This is a genomic window from Streptomyces sp. NPDC001093 (assembly GCF_040298985.1).
Taxonomy (GTDB): Bacteria; Actinomycetota; Actinomycetes; order Streptomycetales; family Streptomycetaceae; genus Streptomyces.
The window spans coordinates 80,938-99,070 of the sequence record NZ_JBEPBF010000004.1; the positions used below are offsets into that span (position 1 = coordinate 80,938).

The window sequence follows — 18,133 nt, forward strand, 5'->3', positions numbered from 1 at the left end:
TCAGGCGGCCATGTCCCGCCGCCGCAATCCGGCCAGCCCCGTCCCCACCAGCACCCCAGCCAGCCCCAGCAGCACCCCCACCGGCCCCCACTCCATCCCCCCGCCCGGCAGCTTCGGCAGATGCCCGAACGGGGACAGGTCCAGCACCACCCGCGGCGCGTTCAGCGCGGGGCCGATCCAGCCGATCAGCAGGGCCGCACCGGCCACGCCCCACGCCACGACCGCGCCCCGTGGCAGCACGCCGAACAGCAGGACCGCGACCCCGCCGATCACCCATACCGCGGCGACCTGGAGCAGGCACGCCCCCAGCACCGGGCCGATCTGCCGGCCGTAGCCGACGGCGAAGCCCAGACCGGTCAGGAGCATCAGCAGGGCCGAGCCGCCGAAGGCGATGATCAGGTGACCGGCGGCCCAGCGCAGCCGGCCCACGGGGGCGGCCAGCACCGGTTCGGCCCGGCCGGAGGTCTCCTCACCGCTCAGCCGCAGCACGGAGGAGACGATGTAGAGCGCGGCGACCAGACCGAGCATGCCGACCATCGCGGCGAGGAACGCGTCCGTCAGCCCCGACTGGCCGCCCATCCGCTGGAAGACCTCCCGCGCCTTGGCGTTGTCCCCGACGAGCTTGGCCGCGCCGTCCGTCATCCCGCCGTAGACGACACCGGCCAGGAAGAAGCCGGTCGACCAGCCGAGCACGCTGCCGCGCTGCAGGCGCCAGGCCAGCGCGCCCGCCGTGCCGAGGCGGCCGGCCGCCGGTCCCGGCCGGGTCGGCAGGAAGCTCATGCCGATGTCCCGGCGCCCGGCCAACTCGTAGGCGACCACCGCCTGGAGGGCCACGGCGGCGGCGAACAGCAGCAGCACCCACCAGCGTTCGGCCGCGAAGGCCCGCAGGTTTTCCAGCCAGCCCAGTGGGGACAGCCAGGTCAGCGCCGACGAACCCCCATCCGACGCCGAGTCGCCCGCCGCGCGCAGCACGAACGCCGCGCCCAGCACGGCCGCCGTCAGCCCCCGGGTCAGCCGGGCGCTCTCCGTCAGCTGGGCGACGATCGCCGCCATCGTGGCGAAGACCATGCCGACGCCCGCCACCCCGAGCCCGAACGCCAGGGCACCCGCCGCGCCCTGTCCGGCCAGTCCCGCCACGAGCAGGACGCACAGCGCCGCGTTCGCGACGGCCGCCGTCAGCAGGGCCGCCGTGAGCGGGGCTCGGCGCCCCACCATCCCGGAGGACACCAACTCCTGCCGCCCGCTCTCCTCCTCGTCGCGGGTGTGCCGTACGACGACGAGCAGGCTCGTCACGGCCGCGAGGGCGCCCGCGTACACCCCGACCCGCCAGGCCGTCAGCGCGCCGATGGAGTCGTCGAAGACCGGGCCGACCATGGCGCGCAGGGAGGTGTTGGCCGCCATCTGGTGCATCAGGTCGGCGCGGGCGGCCGGGGTGCCGTACAGCGTCTTCAGGGTGTTCGGCATGGAGAGGACCATCAGCGCGTTCACCGCGACCCAGACCGGGATCAGCACGCGGTCGCGGCGCAGCGCGAACCACAACAGGGCTCCCGTACCGGCCAGTTGGCGCGTCATACCGTCACCTCGCCCGGCTCGTCCTGGTAGTGCCGCAGGAACAGTTCCTCCAGGGTCGGCGGCGTCGAGGTCAGCGAGCGCACACCGGACGCGGTCAACGAGCGCAGTACGGCGTCCAGTTGCTCGGTGTCGACCTGGAGCCGGACCCGGCGGCCCTGGACGTCGAGGTCGTGCACGCCCGGCAGGTGGGCCAATCCGTTGGGCGGGCTCGCGAGTTCCGCGCTCACACTCGTCCGGGTCAGATGCCGCAGGTCCGCCAGCGACCCGCTCTCCACCGTCCGCCCCTTGCGGATGATGCTGACCCGGTCGCAGAGTTCCTCGACCTCGCTCAGGATGTGGGAGGACAGCAGGACCGTACGGCCGCGCTCCCGCTCCTCCTCCACACAGCGCTGGAAGACCTCCTCCATCAGCGGGTCCAGTCCCGAGGTCGGCTCGTCCAGGATCAGCAGGTCCACGTCGGAGGCGAAGGCGGCGACCAGGGCGACCTTCTGCCGGTTGCCCTTGGAGTAGGTGCGGCCCTTCTTGGTCGGGTCCAGCTCGAAGCGGTCGATCAGCTCGGCGCGGCGCCGGGCGTCGAGTCCTCCGCGCAGGCGGCCGTAGAGGTCGATGACCTCGCCGCCGGAGAGGTTGCGCCACAGCGTGACGTCGCCGGGCACATAGGCGATCCTGCGGTGCACCTCCACCGCGTCCCGCCACGGGTCGTGGCCCAGCACCTGTGCGGCGCCCGCGTCGGCGCGCAGCAGTCCGAGCAGTACCCGGATCGTGGTCGACTTGCCGGCGCCGTTCGGGCCGAGGAAGCCGTGCACCTCTCCGGCCTCGACGTCCAGGTCGAGGCCGTCCAGCGCGTGTGTACGGCCGAAGGACTTGTGGAGCCCGGAGACCGTGATTGCCTTCGTCATGCCACCGAACGTACGCTTCTTTCAGAAATTTGTGAAGTTAAGGAAGTGCATGAACCTCGGATAGGGTGAGGGGCATGACGGAGTCGAGGACAGGAACGCCGGAGCGGGACCCGGAGTCGGTCTCGCGGTTCGTGGAGCACTTCGCGGCACAGCTGGTCGAGGCGGGCATGCCGCGCATGCCGTCCCGGGTGTTCGGCGCGCTGCTCGCCTCCGACGACGGCGCCCTGACCTCCGCCGAGCTGGGCGAACAGCTCCGGATCAGCCCGGCGGCCGTCTCCGGCGCGGTCCGCTACCTCGCCCAGGTCCACCTGGTCTCCCGCGAACGCGAGCCGGGCTCGCGCCGGGAGCGGTACCGGGTGCACAGCGACCAGTGGTACGAGGCGCTCACCAACCGCGAGGCGATCATCAAGCGCTGGGAGGAGGCCCTGCGGGAAGGGGTGTCCAGCCTCGGAGCCGACACCCCCGCGGGACGCCGGCTCGCCGAGACGCTGGACTTCTTCGAGTTCGTGGAGAAGGACGTGGCGGAGATGATGGAACGCTGGCGGGTGCACCGGGAGCGGAAGTACGGCCGCTGAGCCTGCTCAGCGCTCTTTGGTCTCCTCCAGCACCGTCCGCCCCAGCAGCGCGTACCGCTCGGGCGCCCGCCGCTTCAGGTACTGCGCGTAGCCCACGCCCGTCGCCGCGACCAGCGCCACCAGCCAGGGTGTCGCCTTCAGAAGCAGCGAGCCGGACTCGGCGCCCGCCGCGACTCCCATGTTGGACACCAGCAGGACGACCACGCCGAGCATCGCGATGCCGCCGATGAGCGGGGCGGTGACGGTGCGGAACCAGTGGCGGCTCTCGGGGTGGTGCCTGCGGAAGTAGACGAGCACCGCGAAGGAACACACGGCCTGGACCACCAGGATCGCCATCGTGCCGAGGATGGCCAGCAGGACGTAGAGCGCGTTGTACGGGTCCTTGCCCGCGATCCAGAACGCGGCGATCAGCACGGCGCTCACCACCGTCTGCACCAGGCCGGCGATGTGCGGGGAGCCGTGCCGGGCGTGGGTGCGGCCGACGGTGTTCTTCAGCGACGGCAGGACGCCCTCCCGCCCGAGGGCGTACAGATAGCGGGCGGCGCAGTTGTGGAAGGCCATGCCGCAGGCCAGCGAACCGGTGATCATCAGCCACTGCATGACGTCGACGGCCCAGTGGCCGACGTACCGCTCGGTGGGGCCGAAGAACAGGGCGAGCGGGTTGGCGGAGGAGGCGGCCTTCACGGCCTCGGCCTCGCCGTTGCCCGTGATGGCCATCCAGGAGACGAAGACGTAGAAGACGCCGACGCCCAGGACGCTGATCATCGTGGCCTTGGGGATGATCTTCTTCGGGTCGCGGGACTCCTCGCCGTACATCGCGGTCGACTCGAAGCCGACCCAGGACCAGAAGGCGAAGAAGAGGCCGAGCCCGGCGGACGTGCCCTTGAAGGCGTTGACCGGGTTCACCGGGGCGAAGGTGAACCCGTGCGGGCCGCCGCCGTGGAAGGCGACCGACACCGCCATGGCCGCCAGCACGGTCACCTCGGTCGCCAGCAGCGCCACCAGCAGCTTCTCGGCGACGCTGATGCCGAACCAGGTGCCGGTCGCGTTGATCGCGAGCATCAGGATCGCGAAGGCCCACCAGGGTATGTGCAGTCCCGTCTGGTCCCTCAGCGTGGTGGTGGCGAAGGTGGAGAAGATGCCGATCAGCGCCGGTTCGAAGACGACGTACGCGAAGGTCGCGAGCAGCCCCGAGGCGAGGCCGGCGGTCCGTCCGAGGCCGTAGGAGATAAAGCCGTAGAAGGCCCCGGTCGACGTGATGTGCTTCGCCATCGACGTGAAACCCACGGAAAAGATTGCCAGGACGACCATTGCGACGAGATAGCTCGCGGGCGCCCCGATGCCGTTGCCGGACGACACCATGAAGGGCACGTTGCCCGTCATCGCGGTGATCGGCGCGGCGGTGGCGACGGCCATGAAGACCACCCCGAGCAGCCCCACGGCGTTGGGTTTGAGCCGATGAACCGTTTCCTCGTCCGCCGTGCCCGCCGCCGGGGCAACGCCTTCGTCCACTGCCATCGGGTGGCCCCTTCCGTGTCGGGTCCCTGGGTCCTGGTGGGTCCTGATGGAGCAGGATGGTGCACGGAGTAGGGGTGCGGGAAGGGGGCGGCGCGGTTAAATATTTGTCACCAGACCATTGGCGCCTCATTTTTGCCTGGACTATGGTGGCGTTACGGGATCGGTCCGTTACTCTGCGTTCCGATGACGTGCTTCGAACATCTACTGGACGACCTGGACCGGCTGATCGTGCCGCCCGGCTACAAGCCTGAGATCATCAGGGGGAACATCGTCCTGTCGCCGTGGCATCCCGGGTACTGGTGATGGATTCCATCTGCAAACAACTGGGCCCGCATCGTCCGGCAGGGCACCGCGTCTGCGACGGCCCGGTGCTGTTCGTCTTCCCTCAGGACGGGCGTGCCTACGGGCCGGACATCCACGTCGCACCCCGCCGCATCTTCGGGACGACCGGCAACCACTTGAACGGCGCTGCCCTCTCCCTGGCCGGCGAACTGACCTCCCCCTCTACTCGGGACGACGACTACCAGGACAAGTCCCTCGTCTATGGACGCGCCGGGGTCTCGGTCTATCTGCTTCTCGACATGCAGGAAGACCGAGTCACCGTCTTCTGGTCGCCCTCACCCCAGGGGTACGAGGCCCGCCTCAGCAAGCCGTTCGGCGGGCAGCTCCACATCCCGGAGCCCTTCGACTGCACCCTCGACACCACCGGCTTCCAGCGCCCCGCCTCAAGCTGACGGCAGCACCAGCCCCCAGGCCCCCTCCGCCACCCGCCACGTCCGCCTGCGGACCGGTCCCGACACCCCCGCGTCCGCCCGGTAGCGGAAGTCCGCGCCGGTCACCGTCACCGTCCGCCCGGACGCCCGGACCGGCGTCGCCTCCGCGCCCACCGACAGTGGCCGTACCTCCACCTCCGCGAGCCCGCCGGTGCCCGGGGTGACCGACACGGCCTCCACGGGCTGGCCCAGGTCGAGCACCGTCTCCCCGTCGACCTCGACCCGGAGCCGGGAGGGGCCGGGGGAGGGTACGGCGGCGAGGCGGGGCGGGCGGGGGGCGAGGGTGCGGACCAGGGAGCGGTACCAGGGCCGGCCCGAGGACACGGCCACCGGCTCGGCGGCCGCCGCCCGCACCACCGGCCGCGGCGGAATGCCCAGCCCGCTCAGCACGACCCCGTCGCTGTCGTCGACCAGCAGGTCCAGGCGCCGCTCGGCGCCGTCCAGCACGGCCCGCGCCGCCGCCACCGCGCCGCCCGGCACACCGAGCGACTCGGCGAGCCCGGTGTCACCCACCGGGACCACCGACAGCGCACATCCGGCCAGCTCGCGCGCCCGGTGCAGCAGGGTCACGGCCCGCACCAGAGCGTGGCCGTCGCCCACCACGACCGGCCGCCTCGAACCCCGCCGGCCCAGCGCGCGGGCGAACTCCTCCGGCCCCTCCGGCAGGCACACCTTGGCCGCCGCACCCGCGCTGAGCACGTCTTTCGCGATCCGTACGGACTCCCCGTCCGTCTGCCGTGCCGCCGGATCGATGATCACCAGCAGCTGTTCGGACGTCGCGAAAGTCGCCACCTCGGTCCTGCCTCGCTTCCTCGGGTAGCATCTTTGTGCAAGAGCCCCTTGCGCTATTGCGCCAGGGGCTTCGTCTATTCCGGGGCATCCGGTCCGACGGTTGGCGACCAACGGCGGTCGCTGTGGTACGCGGCGGTGAACCTTACGCCCACGCCCCCGACCTTGGACATGCCCCACCCGGAAGGGGTGTACGCGCGTGCCCGCACTTGTGCTGCTCGGTGCTCAGTGGGGTGACGAAGGCAAGGGAAAGGCGACCGACCTGCTCGGTGGCTCGGTGGACTATGTAGTGCGATACCAGGGCGGCAACAACGCCGGCCACACGGTCGTCGTCGGCGACCAGAAGTATGCGCTCCACCTTCTCCCTTCCGGAATCCTGTCTCCCGGTTGTACGCCGGTCATCGGAAACGGCGTCGTCGTCGACCCGTCGGTCCTGCTCTCCGAGCTGAGCGGTCTGAACGAGCGTGGCGTCGACACGTCCAAGCTCCTGATCAGCGGTAACGCGCACATCATCACGCCGTACAACGTGACCGTCGACAAGGTGACGGAGCGCTTCCTCGGCAAGCGGAAGATCGGCACGACGGGGCGCGGCATCGGCCCGACCTACGCCGACAAGATCAACCGCGTTGGCATCCGGGTCCAGGACCTGTACGACGAGTCGATCCTGCAGCAGAAGGTCGAGGCGGCCCTCGACGTCAAGAACCAGATCCTCACCAAGCTGTACAACCGGCGCGCCATCGCCGCCGAGCAGGTGGTCGAGGAGCTGCTGGGCTACGCCGAGCAGATCAGGCCGTACGTCGCCGACACGGTCCTGATCCTGAACCAGGCCCTGGAGGACGACAAGGTCGTCCTGTTCGAGGGCGGTCAGGGCACGCTGCTCGACATCGACCACGGCACGTACCCCTTCGTGACGTCCAGCAACCCGACCGCCGGCGGCGCCTGCACCGGCGCCGGTGTGGGACCGACGAAGATCAGCCGCGTCATCGGCATCCTCAAGGCCTACACGACCCGTGTCGGCGCCGGCCCCTTCCCGACCGAGCTGTTCGACGAGGACGGCGAGGCGCTGCGCCGGATCGGCGGCGAGCGGGGTGTGACCACCGGCCGTGACCGGCGCTGCGGCTGGTTCGACGCGGTCATCGCCCGCTACGCGACCCGCGTCAACGGCCTGACCGACTTCTTCCTCACCAAGCTGGACGTGCTCACCGGCTGGGAGCAGATCCCGGTCTGCGTGGCCTACGAGATCGACGGCAAGCGCGTCGAGGAACTGCCCTACTCGCAGACCGACTTCCACCACGCCAAGCCGGTCTACGAGACGCTGCCCGGCTGGTCCGAGGACATCACCAAGGCGAAGTCCTTCGCCGACCTGCCGAAGAACGCCCAGAACTACGTCAAGGCGCTGGAGGAGATGTCCGGCGCCCCGATCTCCGCGATCGGCGTGGGCCCGGGCCGGGACGAGACGATCGAGATCAACTCGTTCCTGTAGGCGCCTTCGGGTACCGGGCGGGAGCGCCCGCCGGTCCGCCTCCGGGCGTGATCGGCGGGCGCTCCGTCGTCCCGCGCGGTGCAATCGGAGTATGAGCGTTCACCGGGACATGCGGTGCCGGGGACCGTACGGCGGCGAAGGCGCCGATGCCGAGGGCACGGACTGCTCCGACCCCGCGGTCTTCGAGGTCGCCCGGTACCAGCTGCCCCCGCTGCGCGTGTGCCCGGTGCATCTCGGGCCTTCCCTGCTGATGGCGAGCGGGGTGCTGTGGCCGCCGGAGGTCAGGCTCATCGGCCGTGTCTGAACACCGGGCTCGTCGGCCGTGTCCGACACCGGCTGTTTCCCCGGGGTTCACACTGACCCATCCTTGACCTGGACATGACCTTTCCCTGGTTTTCCGGCAATCGCGGGCGCTAGCAGCATCTACGCGGGTAGCCTCCGCACTGCACCGCCGCTGCTCGTCGCCCCCTTCCGCCAAACCAGGAGCCCTGAATGCCCCTCAGTCCCATGAACCGCCGGGAGTTCGTGAAGAAGTCGGCCGCCACCGGTGCGGCCGTCGCCGCCGCCGGAACCGTCGGTGCCGGGACCGCGCAGGCCGCCGAGCAGAAGCGTGAACACCGGCCCCGCACCTGGTCGTTCTCCATCCTCGGCACGACCGATCTGCACAGTCACGTCTTCGACTGGGACTACTACAAGGACGCGCCCTACACCGACAAGGCGGGCAACTCCGTGGGCGTGGCGCGCGTGGCCACCCTCATCAAGCAGCAGCGCGAGGCCAAGGGCGAGGACCACGTCCTCCTCGTCGACGCCGGTGACATCATCCAGGGCACCTCGCTCGCCTACTACTTCGCGCGGGTCGACCCGATCACGGGCACCGACGGCAAGAAGGGCCCCAGGCACCCGATGGCCGTGGCCATGAACCACATGCGCTACGACGCCGCCGCCCTCGGCAACCACGAGTTCAACTACGGCATCGAGGTGCTGCGCAAGTTCGAGAGCCAGTGCCACTTCCCGCTGCTGGGCGCCAACGCCCTCGACGCGAAGACCCTGCGCCCGGCCTTCAAGCCGTACACCGTCAAGCGCATCTGTGTGCCGGGCGCCCCGGACATCAAGGTCGGCATCCTCGGCCTGACCAACCCCGGTATCGCGCTGTGGGACAAGGACAACGTCAGCGGCAGAATGGTCTTCCCGGGCCTGGTCGAGCAGGCCAAGAAGTACGTGCCGAGGCTGCGCGCGCTGGGCTGTGACGTCGTCTTCCTGACGGACCACTCGGGCCTGGACGGCTCGTCCTCCTACGGCGACGAACTCCCGTACGTGGAGAACGCGTCGAACCTGGTGGCCGAGCAGGTGCCGGGCATCGACGCGATCCTGGTGGGCCACACGCACGTCGAGGTCCCGTCCTACACGGTGAAGAACGCGGAGACCGGCGAGGAGGTGCTCCTGTCGGAGCCGTACTGCTGGGGCTACCGCCTCAGCGTCTTCGACTTCGAGCTCGAACTCCACCACGGCCAGTGGAAGGTGACGAGCAAGACGGCCCAGACCCTCAACCCCAACACCGTGGACGAGGACCCGGAGATCAAGAAGCTCCTGGAGGCCGACCACGAGCTGGTGGTCAAGTACGTCAACACGGCGGTCGGCACGTGTACGGCGGACCTCTCGGCGGCGGAGTCCTGCTGGAAGGACGTGCCGATCATGGACTTCATCCACAAGGTCCAGATGGAGAGCGTGAAGGCGGGCCTGTCGGCGTCGGACGCCGCGCTCCCGCTGATCTCGGTCGCGGCCCCCTTCTCCCGCACGGCCGACATCCCCCAGGGCAACGTCACCATCAAGGACATCGCCGGCCTCTACATCTACGACAACACCCTGTACGGCAAGAAGCTGACGGGCGCCCAGCTCCGGGACTACCTGGAGTTCGGGGCGAAGTACTACCACCAGGTCCCGGCCGGCACGAAGGTCGACACCGCGACCCTCACCAACGCCAACAACTTCTGGGACTACATGTACGACACGGCGGCGGGCGTCGACTACGAGATCGACATCGCCCAGCCGGAGGGTTCGCGGATCAAGAACCTCAGCTACAACGGCGCCCCGGTGGCCGACGACCAGGTCTTCGTCGTCGCGGTCAACAACTACCGCGCGAACGGCGGCTCGGGCTACCCGCACATCGCCTCGGCGCCCATCGCCTACAGCTCGACCAACGAGATCCGCCAGCTGATGATCGACTACGTGACCGCGAAGAAGACCCTCGACCCGGCCGACTTCGCCGTCACCAACTGGAAGCTGACGCAGGCGGGGACACCGGTCTTCTGACCGTCAGGGCGCGGAGCGGGTGGCGCCGAAGTATGTCTCGTGCGACCAGATGTGGTGGCACGACGGACACTGCAGGTGCAGCAGGCTGCCGGTGTTGGACAGCAGGTAGCGCCACCCGCCCCGGTCCTCGCAGTCCGGGCAGTCCACCCCCCAGGCGCGCCGTCCTCGGTCGGCCTGCGGATCAAGCGGCAGCATCGCCGGGCCCCGGCGGCAGCACACCGGCCGCCACCAGCTCGTCGTAGATGCGCTGCTGCTCGGCGTCCAGCCCGGAGTACAGCAGCGCACGCGCCTCCTCCTCGCCGCGCAGCGCCGCCGCGGGGTCCCAGCCGGGGCCGAGCGCGGCCATGACGTGGGTACGCCGGAGCATCTCGTGCGAGCTCAGGTCGACGCTGAAGTCGAAGGAGGGACCGTGGGGGGACATGCCACCGAACGTAGGCAGGCATTTCCCCCACGGCAAGAAGAGGTGGGTGAAATCACACCAGCCCGCACGCTCCCTGCCGAAGTGACGTTCAGCTGAAGACGATCATCGAGCCCTGCGCCAGGGAGCGGGTCGCCGCCGCGTGCAGGCCCAGCCACACGTGCCGCTCGCGGGCGAAGGGGCTGGGGTCGTACGGCGCCGGGACGGCCGGTTCCTCCAGTTCCGTGGGGGCCGTGGGCGGGGCCGGCGCGGCCGGGGGGTTGGCCGGGTCGATGCCGATCGACCCGGCGACGTACTCCAGTTCGCGCAGCAGGGACTGGGAAGAGCCCAACGGGCCGCCGCCCGCGAGCAGTTCGTCGTTGGACAGCGGGTGCGGGAAGTCGACCGGGACGTAGGCGCCGGCGTGGTCGTAGTGCCAGACCAGGTGGGACTGCTGGGCCGTGGACTCGAACATCTCCAGGAGCTGCTCGTAGTCGCCGCCGAGGTCGTCCACGGGCGTCACCGGCAGGCCGCAGACCTGGAGCAGGTACGCGCGGCGGAGGAAGTGCAGGGCGTCGTAGTCGAAGCCCGCCACGGGGGCGACCTCGCCGGACAGGCCCGGCATGTACTGGTACACGGGCACCGGCGGGAGGCCGGCCGCCGCCAGTGCGTTGTTGTACTGCGAGAGTTCCTCGGCGAACGGGTTGTCCGGCGTGTGGCACAACACGTCCACGAGCGGTACCAGCCACAGGTCACAGGCCAAAGAGAGCTCCTCGCGCAGAAGGGTCCGCAGAAGGATCCGCAGAAGGTGGTCTGGGCAGGGTACTGGTCATCTACCCGTTGGTCAGGTGTTCCAGCAGCTCCAGCGAATGGGCGTTGGAGGCGGCCACGATGCCGCGGGCGGTGTCGGCCTCGCGGCGGGCCAGCGCGTCGACCAGGTCCGTGTGCCCGGCCCACAGGCGGCCGCGCAGGTCGGGGAGGCGCAGCAGGTGCTGCACCGCGCAGACCCAGGACTGCACGCGCAGGCGGTTGAGGAAGTCGCCGAGGTAGGGATTGCCGAACAGCGCGCTGAGCTCGCGCCAGAAGCGCAGGTCGTAGCCGATCAGGATCGTCAGGTCGCCGGCCGCGGCGGCCCGCGCGGCCTCCTCGCCGCGGCGGCGCACCGTGGTCAGCGCGGCCGTCGTACGGGGGTCCTCGGGCGGGGTGCGGAAGGCGGGGTGGCCGGTGCTGAGGGCCTGGAACATGCCGTCGGTGACCAGGCTGCGGGCCTCGATCATGTTCCGGTAGTCGGTGACGGAGTACTCCGGCACGCGGAAGCCGCGGTGCTGGTCGGCCTCCAGGATGCCCTGCGCGGACAGGTCGACCAGCGCCTCGCGGACGGGGGTGGCGGAGACGCCGTACTGCTCGGCTATCTCCTTGACCGTGAACGCCCGGCCCGGCCGCAGCCGCCCCGCCAGCACCTCGTCACGGAGCGCGTCCGCGATCTGCTGGCGCAGGGTGCTGCGTGTCACGGCGCCGTTGCCGGGCATGGTCGGGGTCACTCCTCACGCGTGGACGACGTGCTCGCGCGTCTCTCACGAGATTTCTTACGAGCACGTCACCTTACGCGTTCGGGCCTCCCCGGCGGCAGGCGTGGTCCGGTTACGCCGTGTACTCGTCCGCCACGCTCAGCGCGGCGTCCAGGGCGGCGAGGCCCTCCTTCAGCTCGGCCTCCGTGACATTGCACGGCGGGACCACATGGGTGCGGTTCATGTTCACGAAGGGCCACACGCCGTGCCGCTTGGCGGCGGCCGCGAACGCGGCCATCGGGGCGTTCGCCTCACCGGCCGCGTTGTACGGCACCAGCGGCTCGCGGGTCTCGCGGTTCTTCACGAGCTCCAGCGCCCAGAACATGCCGGTGCCGCGCACCTCGCCGACGCTCGGGTGGCGCTCGGCCAGCTCGGCCAGCGCGGGGGCGAGGACGGTCTCACCGAGGCGCCCCGCGTTCTCGACCACACCCTCCTGCGCCATCACCTCGATCGTGGCGACGGCGGCGGCGCAGGCCAGCGGGTGCCCGGAGTACGTCAGACCGCCGGGGTAGGGCCGCTTGCCGAAGGTCTCGGCGATCTCCTGCGAGATCGCGACACCGCCGAGCGGCACGTAACCCGAGTTCACCCCCTTGGCGAAGGTCATCAGGTCGGGTACGACCCCGAAGAGATCGGCGGCGAACCACTCACCGGTGCGCCCGAAGCCCGCCATCACCTCGTCCAGGACGAAGACGATGCCGTGGCGGTCGCAGATCTCGCGGACCCCGGCCAGGTAGCCGGGCGGCGGGACCATGATCCCGGCCGTGCCGGGGATGGTCTCCAGGATGATCGCCGCGACCGTGCCCGGCCCCTCGAAGGCGATCGTGGTCTCCAGGTGCTCCAGGGCGCGCGCGGTCTCCTGCTCCTCGGTCTCGGCGTAGAAGCGGGAGCGGTAGAGGAAGGGCGCCCAGAAGTGGACGACGCCGTTCGTGCCGCTGTCGCTGGCCCAGCGGCGCGGGTCGCCGGTGATGTTGACCGCCTGCTGGGTGCCGCCGTGGTACGAGCGGTAGGCCGAGAGCACCTTGGGGCGGCCCGTGTGCAGCCGGGCCATGCGCACCGCGTGCTCGACGGCGTCGGCGCCGCCGTTGGTGAAGAAGATCTTGTCCAGGTCGCCGGGGGTCCGCTCGGCGATCAGCCGGGCCGCCTCCGAGCGCGCCTCGATCGCGAAGGCGGGGGCGAAGGTCGTCATCCTCGCCGCCTGCTCCTGGATGGCCGCGACGACCTTCGGGTGCTGGTAGCCGATGTTCGTGTAGACGAGCCCGCTGGTGAAGTCCAGGTACCGCTTGCCGTCGTAGTCCCAGAAGTACGACCCCTCGGCGCCGGCGACGGCGAGCGGGTCGATGAGGTCCTGCGCGGACCAGGAGTGGAAGACGTGCGCGCGGTCCGCGGCCTTCACTGCGGCGCCGGCGTCGGGGTTGGGCTGAGGGGTCATGCGGCCGAGGGTAAATGTCCGCGATGCGGAAGCGACATCGGCGTCCTGTTCCCTGGACGAGGGGTTTCCGCGACAGGTTGTCGACACCTCGACCGCCTACCTCGCCCGCGTCGGCTACGAGGTCCTGACCGTGGGGCCGAGCCGCGAGCCGGTCGTCAGCATCGGGGGGCTGCGCATCCGGCCCGACCTCGCGCTCGGCGCCCTCCGCCCCGAGGACAGCTCCCTGCTGATCCTCCCGGGAGCCGACCTCTGGACCCGGACATCAGCCTCCCCCGTCGCGGCGGGGACCGACGCCCTCGCCCCCTTCGCGCGCGCGGCCCGCGCCTTCCTGGACGCCGGCGTGCCCGTCGCCGCGATCTGCGGTGCCACCGCCGGCCTCGCCCGCGAGGGCCTGCTGGACGACCGGGCCCACACCAGCGCGAGCCCGTACTACCTCGCGGCCGCGAGCGACTGCGCCGGGGCCGACCGGTACGCCGAGGCCGACGCCGTCACCGACGGCCTCCTGATCACCGCGGGCCCCACCGAACCCGTCGCCTTCGCCCGCGAGGTGTTCCGGCTGCTCGGGGTGTACGAGGGCGAGGTGCTGGACGCCTGGTACCGGCTGTACCACGACTCCGACGCGGAGGCGTACTCCGTCCTGCAGAAGGCCCATGCCGCATGAGCGCCGCATGAGCAGGCAGCGGCAGGAGCTGCTCAGCCGGAGCGCCGTCGGTGTCTTCCGCCTGGGCGGCCAGTTCCTGTCCGTCGCCGAGGAGCTGGCACGGCCGGCCGGGCTCACCGCCGCCCGGTGGCAGGTGCTCGGCGCCGTGCTGGCCGAGCCGCTGCCGGTGGCCGGTGTCGCCCGGGCCATGGGCATCACCCGGCAGAGCGTGCAGCGCATCGCCGATCTGCTGGTCGAGCGGGGACTCGCCGAGTACCGGCCGAACCCGGCGCACCGGCGGGCCAAACTCCTCGTGCCCACCGAGGAGGGGCGGGCCGCCGTGGCCCGGATCGGCCCCGGGCACGCGGCCTTCGCCGACCGGCTGGCCGAGGCGATGGGAGAGCGTGAACTCGCCGAAGCGGTACGGCTGCTGGAGCGGCTGTCGGCGGTCCTGGACGGGCTGGGCAGGCCCGTTACGGAACCGTAGGCGGCAGGTCGCGCGACTCCCCCGTAGGGCCGCATTATTCTCGGTCTGCCGCACACGTATGCGTCGTAGTCGTATGCGTTGCGTGTATGGGGTGTCTGGGGCGTACGGGGCGGATCGGGGGAAGGCGGGCGGCCATGGAGAAGCTCGGGGCGGGGGATCCGCAGCGGATCGGGGGGTACCGGCTGCTGGCGCGGCTGGGCGCCGGCGGCATGGGGCACGTGTATCTGGCCCGGTCGGACCGGGGCCGTACCGTCGCCGTGAAACTGGTCCGCCAGGAACTCGCCGAGCAGGAGGAGTTCCGGGCGCGGTTCCGGCAGGAGGTGCAGGCCGCGCGGAGGGTCGGCGGGTACTGGACCGCGCCCGTGCTGGACGCGGACACCGAGGCGGCGGTGCCGTGGGTGGCCACGGGGTACGTTGCCGGGCCGAGCCTGCAGCAGGTGGTCGGCCACGACCACGGGGCGCTGCCCGAGCGGTCGGTACGGATCCTCGCGGCGGGGCTCGCGCACGCGCTGAAGGACATCCACGCGGCGGGGATCGTGCACCGGGACCTGAAGCCGTCGAACGTGCTCGTCACCATCGACGGTCCCCGGGTCATCGACTTCGGGATCGCCCGGGCGCTGGAGACCACCTCGCTGGGCGGGGAGGGACTGACCCGGACCGGGTCGCTGGTCGGGTCGCCGGGCTTCATGGCGCCCGAGCAGGTGCGGGGGGACCGGATCACCTCGGCGTGCGACGTCTTCTGCCTCGGGTCGGTGCTGGCGTACGCGGCGACCGGGGCACTGCCGTTCGGGACCGCCAACAGCGGGGTGCACGCGCTGATGTTCCGGATCGCCCAGGAGGAGCCGGATCTGGCGGGCGTGCCGGAGGGGATCGGCGACCTGGTGCGGGACTGCTTGCGCAAGGACCCGGGGGCCCGGCCGTCGCTGGATGCCATTCTGGAGCGGACGGGGGCGGAGGACACCGTGGCCGGGGGGCGGTCCCGGGATCCCTGGTTGCCGGGGGCGCTGGTCGCGCAACTCGGCCGGCATGCCGTGCAGTTGCTGGAGGTCGAGGATCCGGAGGGGGACGGCTCCACGGCTTCGGGGGCGGGTTCGCCGCCGGGGGCGGGTGCGGGTTCGTCTGCGGGTTCGTCTTCGGGTGCCGTGCAGGCAGCGTCGTCGGGTGCGGGTGGCCCTGGTGGGGCGGACTCGCCGGCGGCGGCTGAGGGTGGTGCCGCATCCGGGAGCGGTGACGGGGTCGTGTCGCCCGAGCATGCTGTCGCCGATGACGGGAGTGGGCCGGGGGCGGTGGGGCAGCCTGGGGGCGGGGGCGGTGTGAATCATCTGCCGACCGTCGTGGCGGGGCGGACTCCGCCGCCGGGGGCGCCGCCGGCGGTGCCGGGGTTCGGGGCCGCGCCGGGGGCGTACGGATATCCGCAGCAGCATCCGCAGCCCCAGCCGTACGCGCCGTCGGGCGGTGCCTACGGCTATCCGCAGCAGGGTGCCGGGGCGTGGGGCGGGGCCCAGCAGCCGTACGCCCCCTATGGCGGCGGGCTCGGGTCCACGCCGCCGTACGGGCCGCCGCCCGTCGGTGGGGTGCGGGAGCCGGAGCGGCGCAGCGGGCGGTCGACCGCGCTGCTCGTCGTGGTCGCGCTGGTGGTGGCGCTGGGCGCGGGCGGCTCGGTGTACGCGCTGATGAGGAACGGCGGGCACGACGACAAGGGCGGCGGGACCGTCAGCCCCGCGCCCACCGTCAGCACCTCCGGTACCTCGGGTGCGGCCACCACGGCCGGGCCGACGCCGACCGATTCCGCCTCGGCCTCCACCCCCGCGGACGGGGCGGTTCCGGCCGCCTACCTGGGTACCTGGGAGACGACCATCGACAACGCCGGCGGGACCAACACCCGCCGGCTGACCATCCGGCAGGGCCAGGTGGGCGACAGCGTGCTGACGCTGGTCGCGGACGGGCCGGCGGACGGCGGTGGCACGTACCACTGTGTCTTCGACGCCAAGCTCGCCCAACAGCCCGGCGCGGACGGGCCGTTGGAGATCGGGCCGTCCACCGTCACCAGCGGTGAGCCCGCCTCCTCCTGCACTCCGGGCGAGGCCACCGAGGTCACCCTGCTGCCGGACGGCAGCCTGAAGCGGACGAAGGCGGGCGGCGGGGAGAGCCTGACGTACACCAAGCAGTGACGTACACCAGGCAGTGACGTACCCCAGGCAGTGACGTACACCAGGCAGTGACGTACCCCAGGCAGTGACGTACCCCAGGCGGTGAGGTCCGCGGACCGTTACCGCGGCTCCGGCGGCCGCTGTCGTGGCATGTTCGGCCGGGTCCCGTTCGCGGGCGGCAGCGGAAAGCGGCCCGCCGGGCCCGCGGCCTCCTGCCGTGGCACGTACGCCACCGCCGCCTGCATGCCCAGCGGCGCGGAACCCGTGCGGAACTCGACCATCCAGTCGGTGGTCTCCGTGCGCACCAGTTCCGTGACGTCCTCCGCGAAGCGCCGCAGGACCCCCAGGCACCGCTCGGCCGCCTCGCTCGCCGTGCCCTCCGCCGGGCCCAGCACCTCCCGGATGCTCTCGGAGGCCCAGTCGAACTGCAACGCCTGCAGCCGCCGCTGTACCGCCTGCGCGGTGGCCACGTCCCTTATCCAGCCGGACGTCACGCCGAAGAACCGGTCGATGCCGACGCAGGCGACGGCGAGCAGCAGCGCCAGGCAGCCCCAGGGCGCGACCCCGTGGGCCGCCCCGGTGAGGTCCAGCAGGGGGAGCGCCGCCCCGGCCACCGCGCCCGCCGCGGCGCCCGAGCGCAGGATCCGGGCGCCGCGCCGCTTCCACATCCGGTCCCGCAGATACCAGGACGCCGTGTGCAGTGCCCCGCGCTCCACCCATCGGTACAGCTCGTCGAGCCGTTCGGCGGGCTCGCCCCAGTCCCCGAGCGGGAAGGCCCGCCCGGTCAGATCGCCCGGCCGCAGCCCGGCCGCACCCTCGCCCCGCCCGTCCTGAGGCGGACCCTCGGGCTGCATCTCCGGCTGACCCACCCGGCACTCCCTACTGATCCCTGCTGATCCCTGATGCACGCCCGGTCACGCTGCGTGACTCCCTATGTCGCTTCCCTGTGGCTTCACATGCCGATTCCATGCCGACGCGCGGCACCCTTCCTACCGCCCAATGGGTGGCGAAGAGGGAGCTTTCCCGGCTTTTCCGCTCGGAAGAGGGCCTTGATCAGGTATAGGGCTGCCGCGTTTCTCACTCGAAAGAGTGGCGGGGCGACGGGGGCGTGGACCACGTAGGCTCGTGCTCAAGGAGAAGAACGAAGAGGAGCTGATCGTGATCCCCGGTGGTGGCCAGCCCAACATGCAGCAGTTGCTCCAGCAGGCCCAGAAGATGCAGCAGGACCTGCAGCGGGCGCAGGAGGAACTGGCGAACACGGAGGTCGACGGGCAGGCGGGCGGCGGGCTGGTGAGGGCCACGGTGACCGGCGCCGGCGAGCTGCGCGCGCTGAAGATCGACCCGAAGGCGGTCGACCCGGAGGACACCGAGACCCTCGCCGACCTGATCGTGGCGGCCGTACAGGCGGCGAACGAGAACGCCCAGACGCTGCAGCAGCAGAAACTCGGCCCGCTGGCCCAGGGTCTCGGCGGCGGCACCGGCATCCCCGGTCTGCCGTTCTGAGGCCGGGCCAACTACGGTACGTACCGAAAGGTCTTAGGGA

General features: G+C 71.3%; 19 protein-coding genes. 9 read left to right on the forward strand and 10 right to left on the reverse strand.

Annotated features, from left to right (window positions below; genetic code table 11):
* Together ABT288_RS03975 and ABT288_RS03980 are read right to left on the reverse strand one after the other, a co-directional pair.
* A complete protein-coding gene (locus tag ABT288_RS03975; protein WP_351602485.1) occupies nt 1-1,572 on the reverse strand; it encodes an ABC transporter permease in 1,572 nt (523 codons plus the stop codon).
* Nucleotides 1,569-2,471, reverse strand: coding sequence for an ABC transporter ATP-binding protein (locus ABT288_RS03980; protein WP_351602486.1), 903 nt, complete (start codon nt 2,469-2,471; stop codon nt 1,569-1,571). The genes ABT288_RS03975 and ABT288_RS03980 overlap by 4 nt, the downstream gene beginning before the upstream one ends.
* Nucleotides 2,472-2,545: 74 nt before the next feature.
* Between ABT288_RS03980 and ABT288_RS03985 the strand changes: the two genes are divergently transcribed.
* Nucleotides 2,546-3,046 (forward strand): GbsR/MarR family transcriptional regulator, encoded by a 501-nt coding sequence (locus ABT288_RS03985; protein WP_351602487.1) that lies wholly within the window; start codon nt 2,546-2,548, stop codon nt 3,044-3,046.
* 6 nt (nt 3,047-3,052) lie between these two features.
* Here the strand turns inward: ABT288_RS03985 and ABT288_RS03990 are convergent, their stop codons facing one another.
* On the reverse strand, nt 3,053-4,564 hold the full coding sequence (locus ABT288_RS03990; RefSeq protein WP_351602489.1) for an APC family permease: 1,512 nt from the start codon (nt 4,562-4,564) through the stop codon (nt 3,053-3,055).
* 302 nt (nt 4,565-4,866) lie between these two features.
* Between ABT288_RS03990 and ABT288_RS03995 the strand changes: the two genes are divergently transcribed.
* Entirely contained in the window at nt 4,867-5,298 is a 432-nt protein-coding gene (locus ABT288_RS03995) for a Uma2 family endonuclease (protein ID WP_351602491.1), read from the forward strand.
* Here the strand turns inward: ABT288_RS03995 and ABT288_RS04000 are convergent.
* Nucleotides 5,290-6,129, reverse strand: a complete 840-nt coding sequence (locus ABT288_RS04000) for a diacylglycerol kinase family protein (RefSeq protein ID WP_351602493.1) — start codon at nt 6,127-6,129, stop codon at nt 5,290-5,292. The genes ABT288_RS03995 and ABT288_RS04000 overlap by 9 nt on opposite strands.
* Before the next feature lie 196 nt (nt 6,130-6,325).
* Between ABT288_RS04000 and ABT288_RS04005 the strand changes: the two genes are divergently transcribed.
* The 3 genes from ABT288_RS04005 (at nt 6,326) to ABT288_RS04015 (ending at nt 9,919) form a co-directional block, all read left to right on the forward strand.
* Nucleotides 6,326-7,609 carry an adenylosuccinate synthase gene (locus ABT288_RS04005; RefSeq protein WP_351602495.1) on the forward strand — a complete coding sequence of 428 codons (1,284 nt, stop codon included), beginning with the start codon at nt 6,326-6,328 and terminating at the stop codon, nt 7,607-7,609.
* Between the two features lie 91 nt (nt 7,610-7,700).
* Nucleotides 7,701-7,913, forward strand: coding sequence for a hypothetical protein (locus ABT288_RS04010; protein WP_351602497.1), 213 nt, complete (start codon nt 7,701-7,703; stop codon nt 7,911-7,913).
* Between the two features lie 188 nt (nt 7,914-8,101).
* Entirely contained in the window at nt 8,102-9,919 is a 1,818-nt protein-coding gene (locus ABT288_RS04015) for a bifunctional metallophosphatase/5'-nucleotidase (protein WP_351602498.1), read from the forward strand.
* 3 nt (nt 9,920-9,922) lie between these two features.
* Here the strand turns inward: ABT288_RS04015 and ABT288_RS04020 are convergent, their stop codons facing one another.
* From ABT288_RS04020 to ABT288_RS04040, 5 genes are all read right to left on the reverse strand, one after another.
* Nucleotides 9,923-10,114: a hypothetical protein gene (locus ABT288_RS04020; RefSeq protein ID WP_351602500.1), complete on the reverse strand. Its 192-nt coding sequence runs from the start codon at nt 10,112-10,114 to the stop codon at nt 9,923-9,925.
* On the reverse strand, nt 10,101-10,340 hold the full coding sequence (locus ABT288_RS04025; RefSeq protein ID WP_351602501.1) for a DUF6400 family protein: 240 nt from the start codon (nt 10,338-10,340) through the stop codon (nt 10,101-10,103). Before ABT288_RS04025 ends, ABT288_RS04020 begins: the two co-directional genes overlap by 14 nt.
* Before the next feature lie 88 nt (nt 10,341-10,428).
* Nucleotides 10,429-11,079 (reverse strand): putative DNA-mimic protein, encoded by a 651-nt coding sequence (locus ABT288_RS04030; protein ID WP_351602503.1) that lies wholly within the window; start codon nt 11,077-11,079, stop codon nt 10,429-10,431.
* A 70-nt stretch (nt 11,080-11,149) separates the two neighbouring features.
* Entirely contained in the window at nt 11,150-11,845 is a 696-nt protein-coding gene (locus tag ABT288_RS04035) for a GntR family transcriptional regulator (RefSeq protein WP_351602505.1), read from the reverse strand.
* Nucleotides 11,846-11,957: 112 nt separating this feature from the next.
* Entirely contained in the window at nt 11,958-13,313 is a 1,356-nt protein-coding gene (locus tag ABT288_RS04040) for an aspartate aminotransferase family protein (RefSeq protein ID WP_351602507.1), read from the reverse strand.
* Here ABT288_RS04040 and ABT288_RS04045 point away from each other — a divergent pair.
* From ABT288_RS04045 to ABT288_RS04055, 3 genes are all read left to right on the forward strand, one after another.
* Nucleotides 13,312-13,974, forward strand: a complete 663-nt coding sequence (locus ABT288_RS04045) for a DJ-1/PfpI family protein (RefSeq protein ID WP_351602509.1) — start codon at nt 13,312-13,314, stop codon at nt 13,972-13,974. The two genes, ABT288_RS04040 and ABT288_RS04045, sit on opposite strands and share 2 nt — an antisense overlap.
* A 7-nt stretch (nt 13,975-13,981) precedes the next feature.
* Nucleotides 13,982-14,440: a MarR family winged helix-turn-helix transcriptional regulator gene (locus tag ABT288_RS04050; protein WP_351602511.1), complete on the forward strand. Its 459-nt coding sequence runs from the start codon at nt 13,982-13,984 to the stop codon at nt 14,438-14,440.
* Nucleotides 14,441-14,574: 134 nt separating this feature from the next.
* Nucleotides 14,575-16,611, forward strand: coding sequence for a serine/threonine-protein kinase (locus tag ABT288_RS04055; RefSeq protein ID WP_351602513.1), 2,037 nt, complete (start codon nt 14,575-14,577; stop codon nt 16,609-16,611).
* Between the two features lie 98 nt (nt 16,612-16,709).
* On the opposite strand, the gene ABT288_RS04060 is transcribed toward ABT288_RS04055, so the two are convergent.
* A complete protein-coding gene (locus ABT288_RS04060) occupies nt 16,710-17,459 on the reverse strand; it encodes an SLATT domain-containing protein (protein WP_351602515.1) in 750 nt (249 codons plus the stop codon).
* A gap of 289 nt (nt 17,460-17,748) precedes the next feature.
* Here ABT288_RS04060 and ABT288_RS04065 point away from each other — a divergent pair, with 289 nt between their 5' ends.
* Nucleotides 17,749-18,093, forward strand: coding sequence for a YbaB/EbfC family nucleoid-associated protein (locus tag ABT288_RS04065; protein ID WP_055705749.1), 345 nt, complete (start codon nt 17,749-17,751; stop codon nt 18,091-18,093).
* The last annotated feature ends 40 nt before the right edge of the window (nt 18,094-18,133 follow it).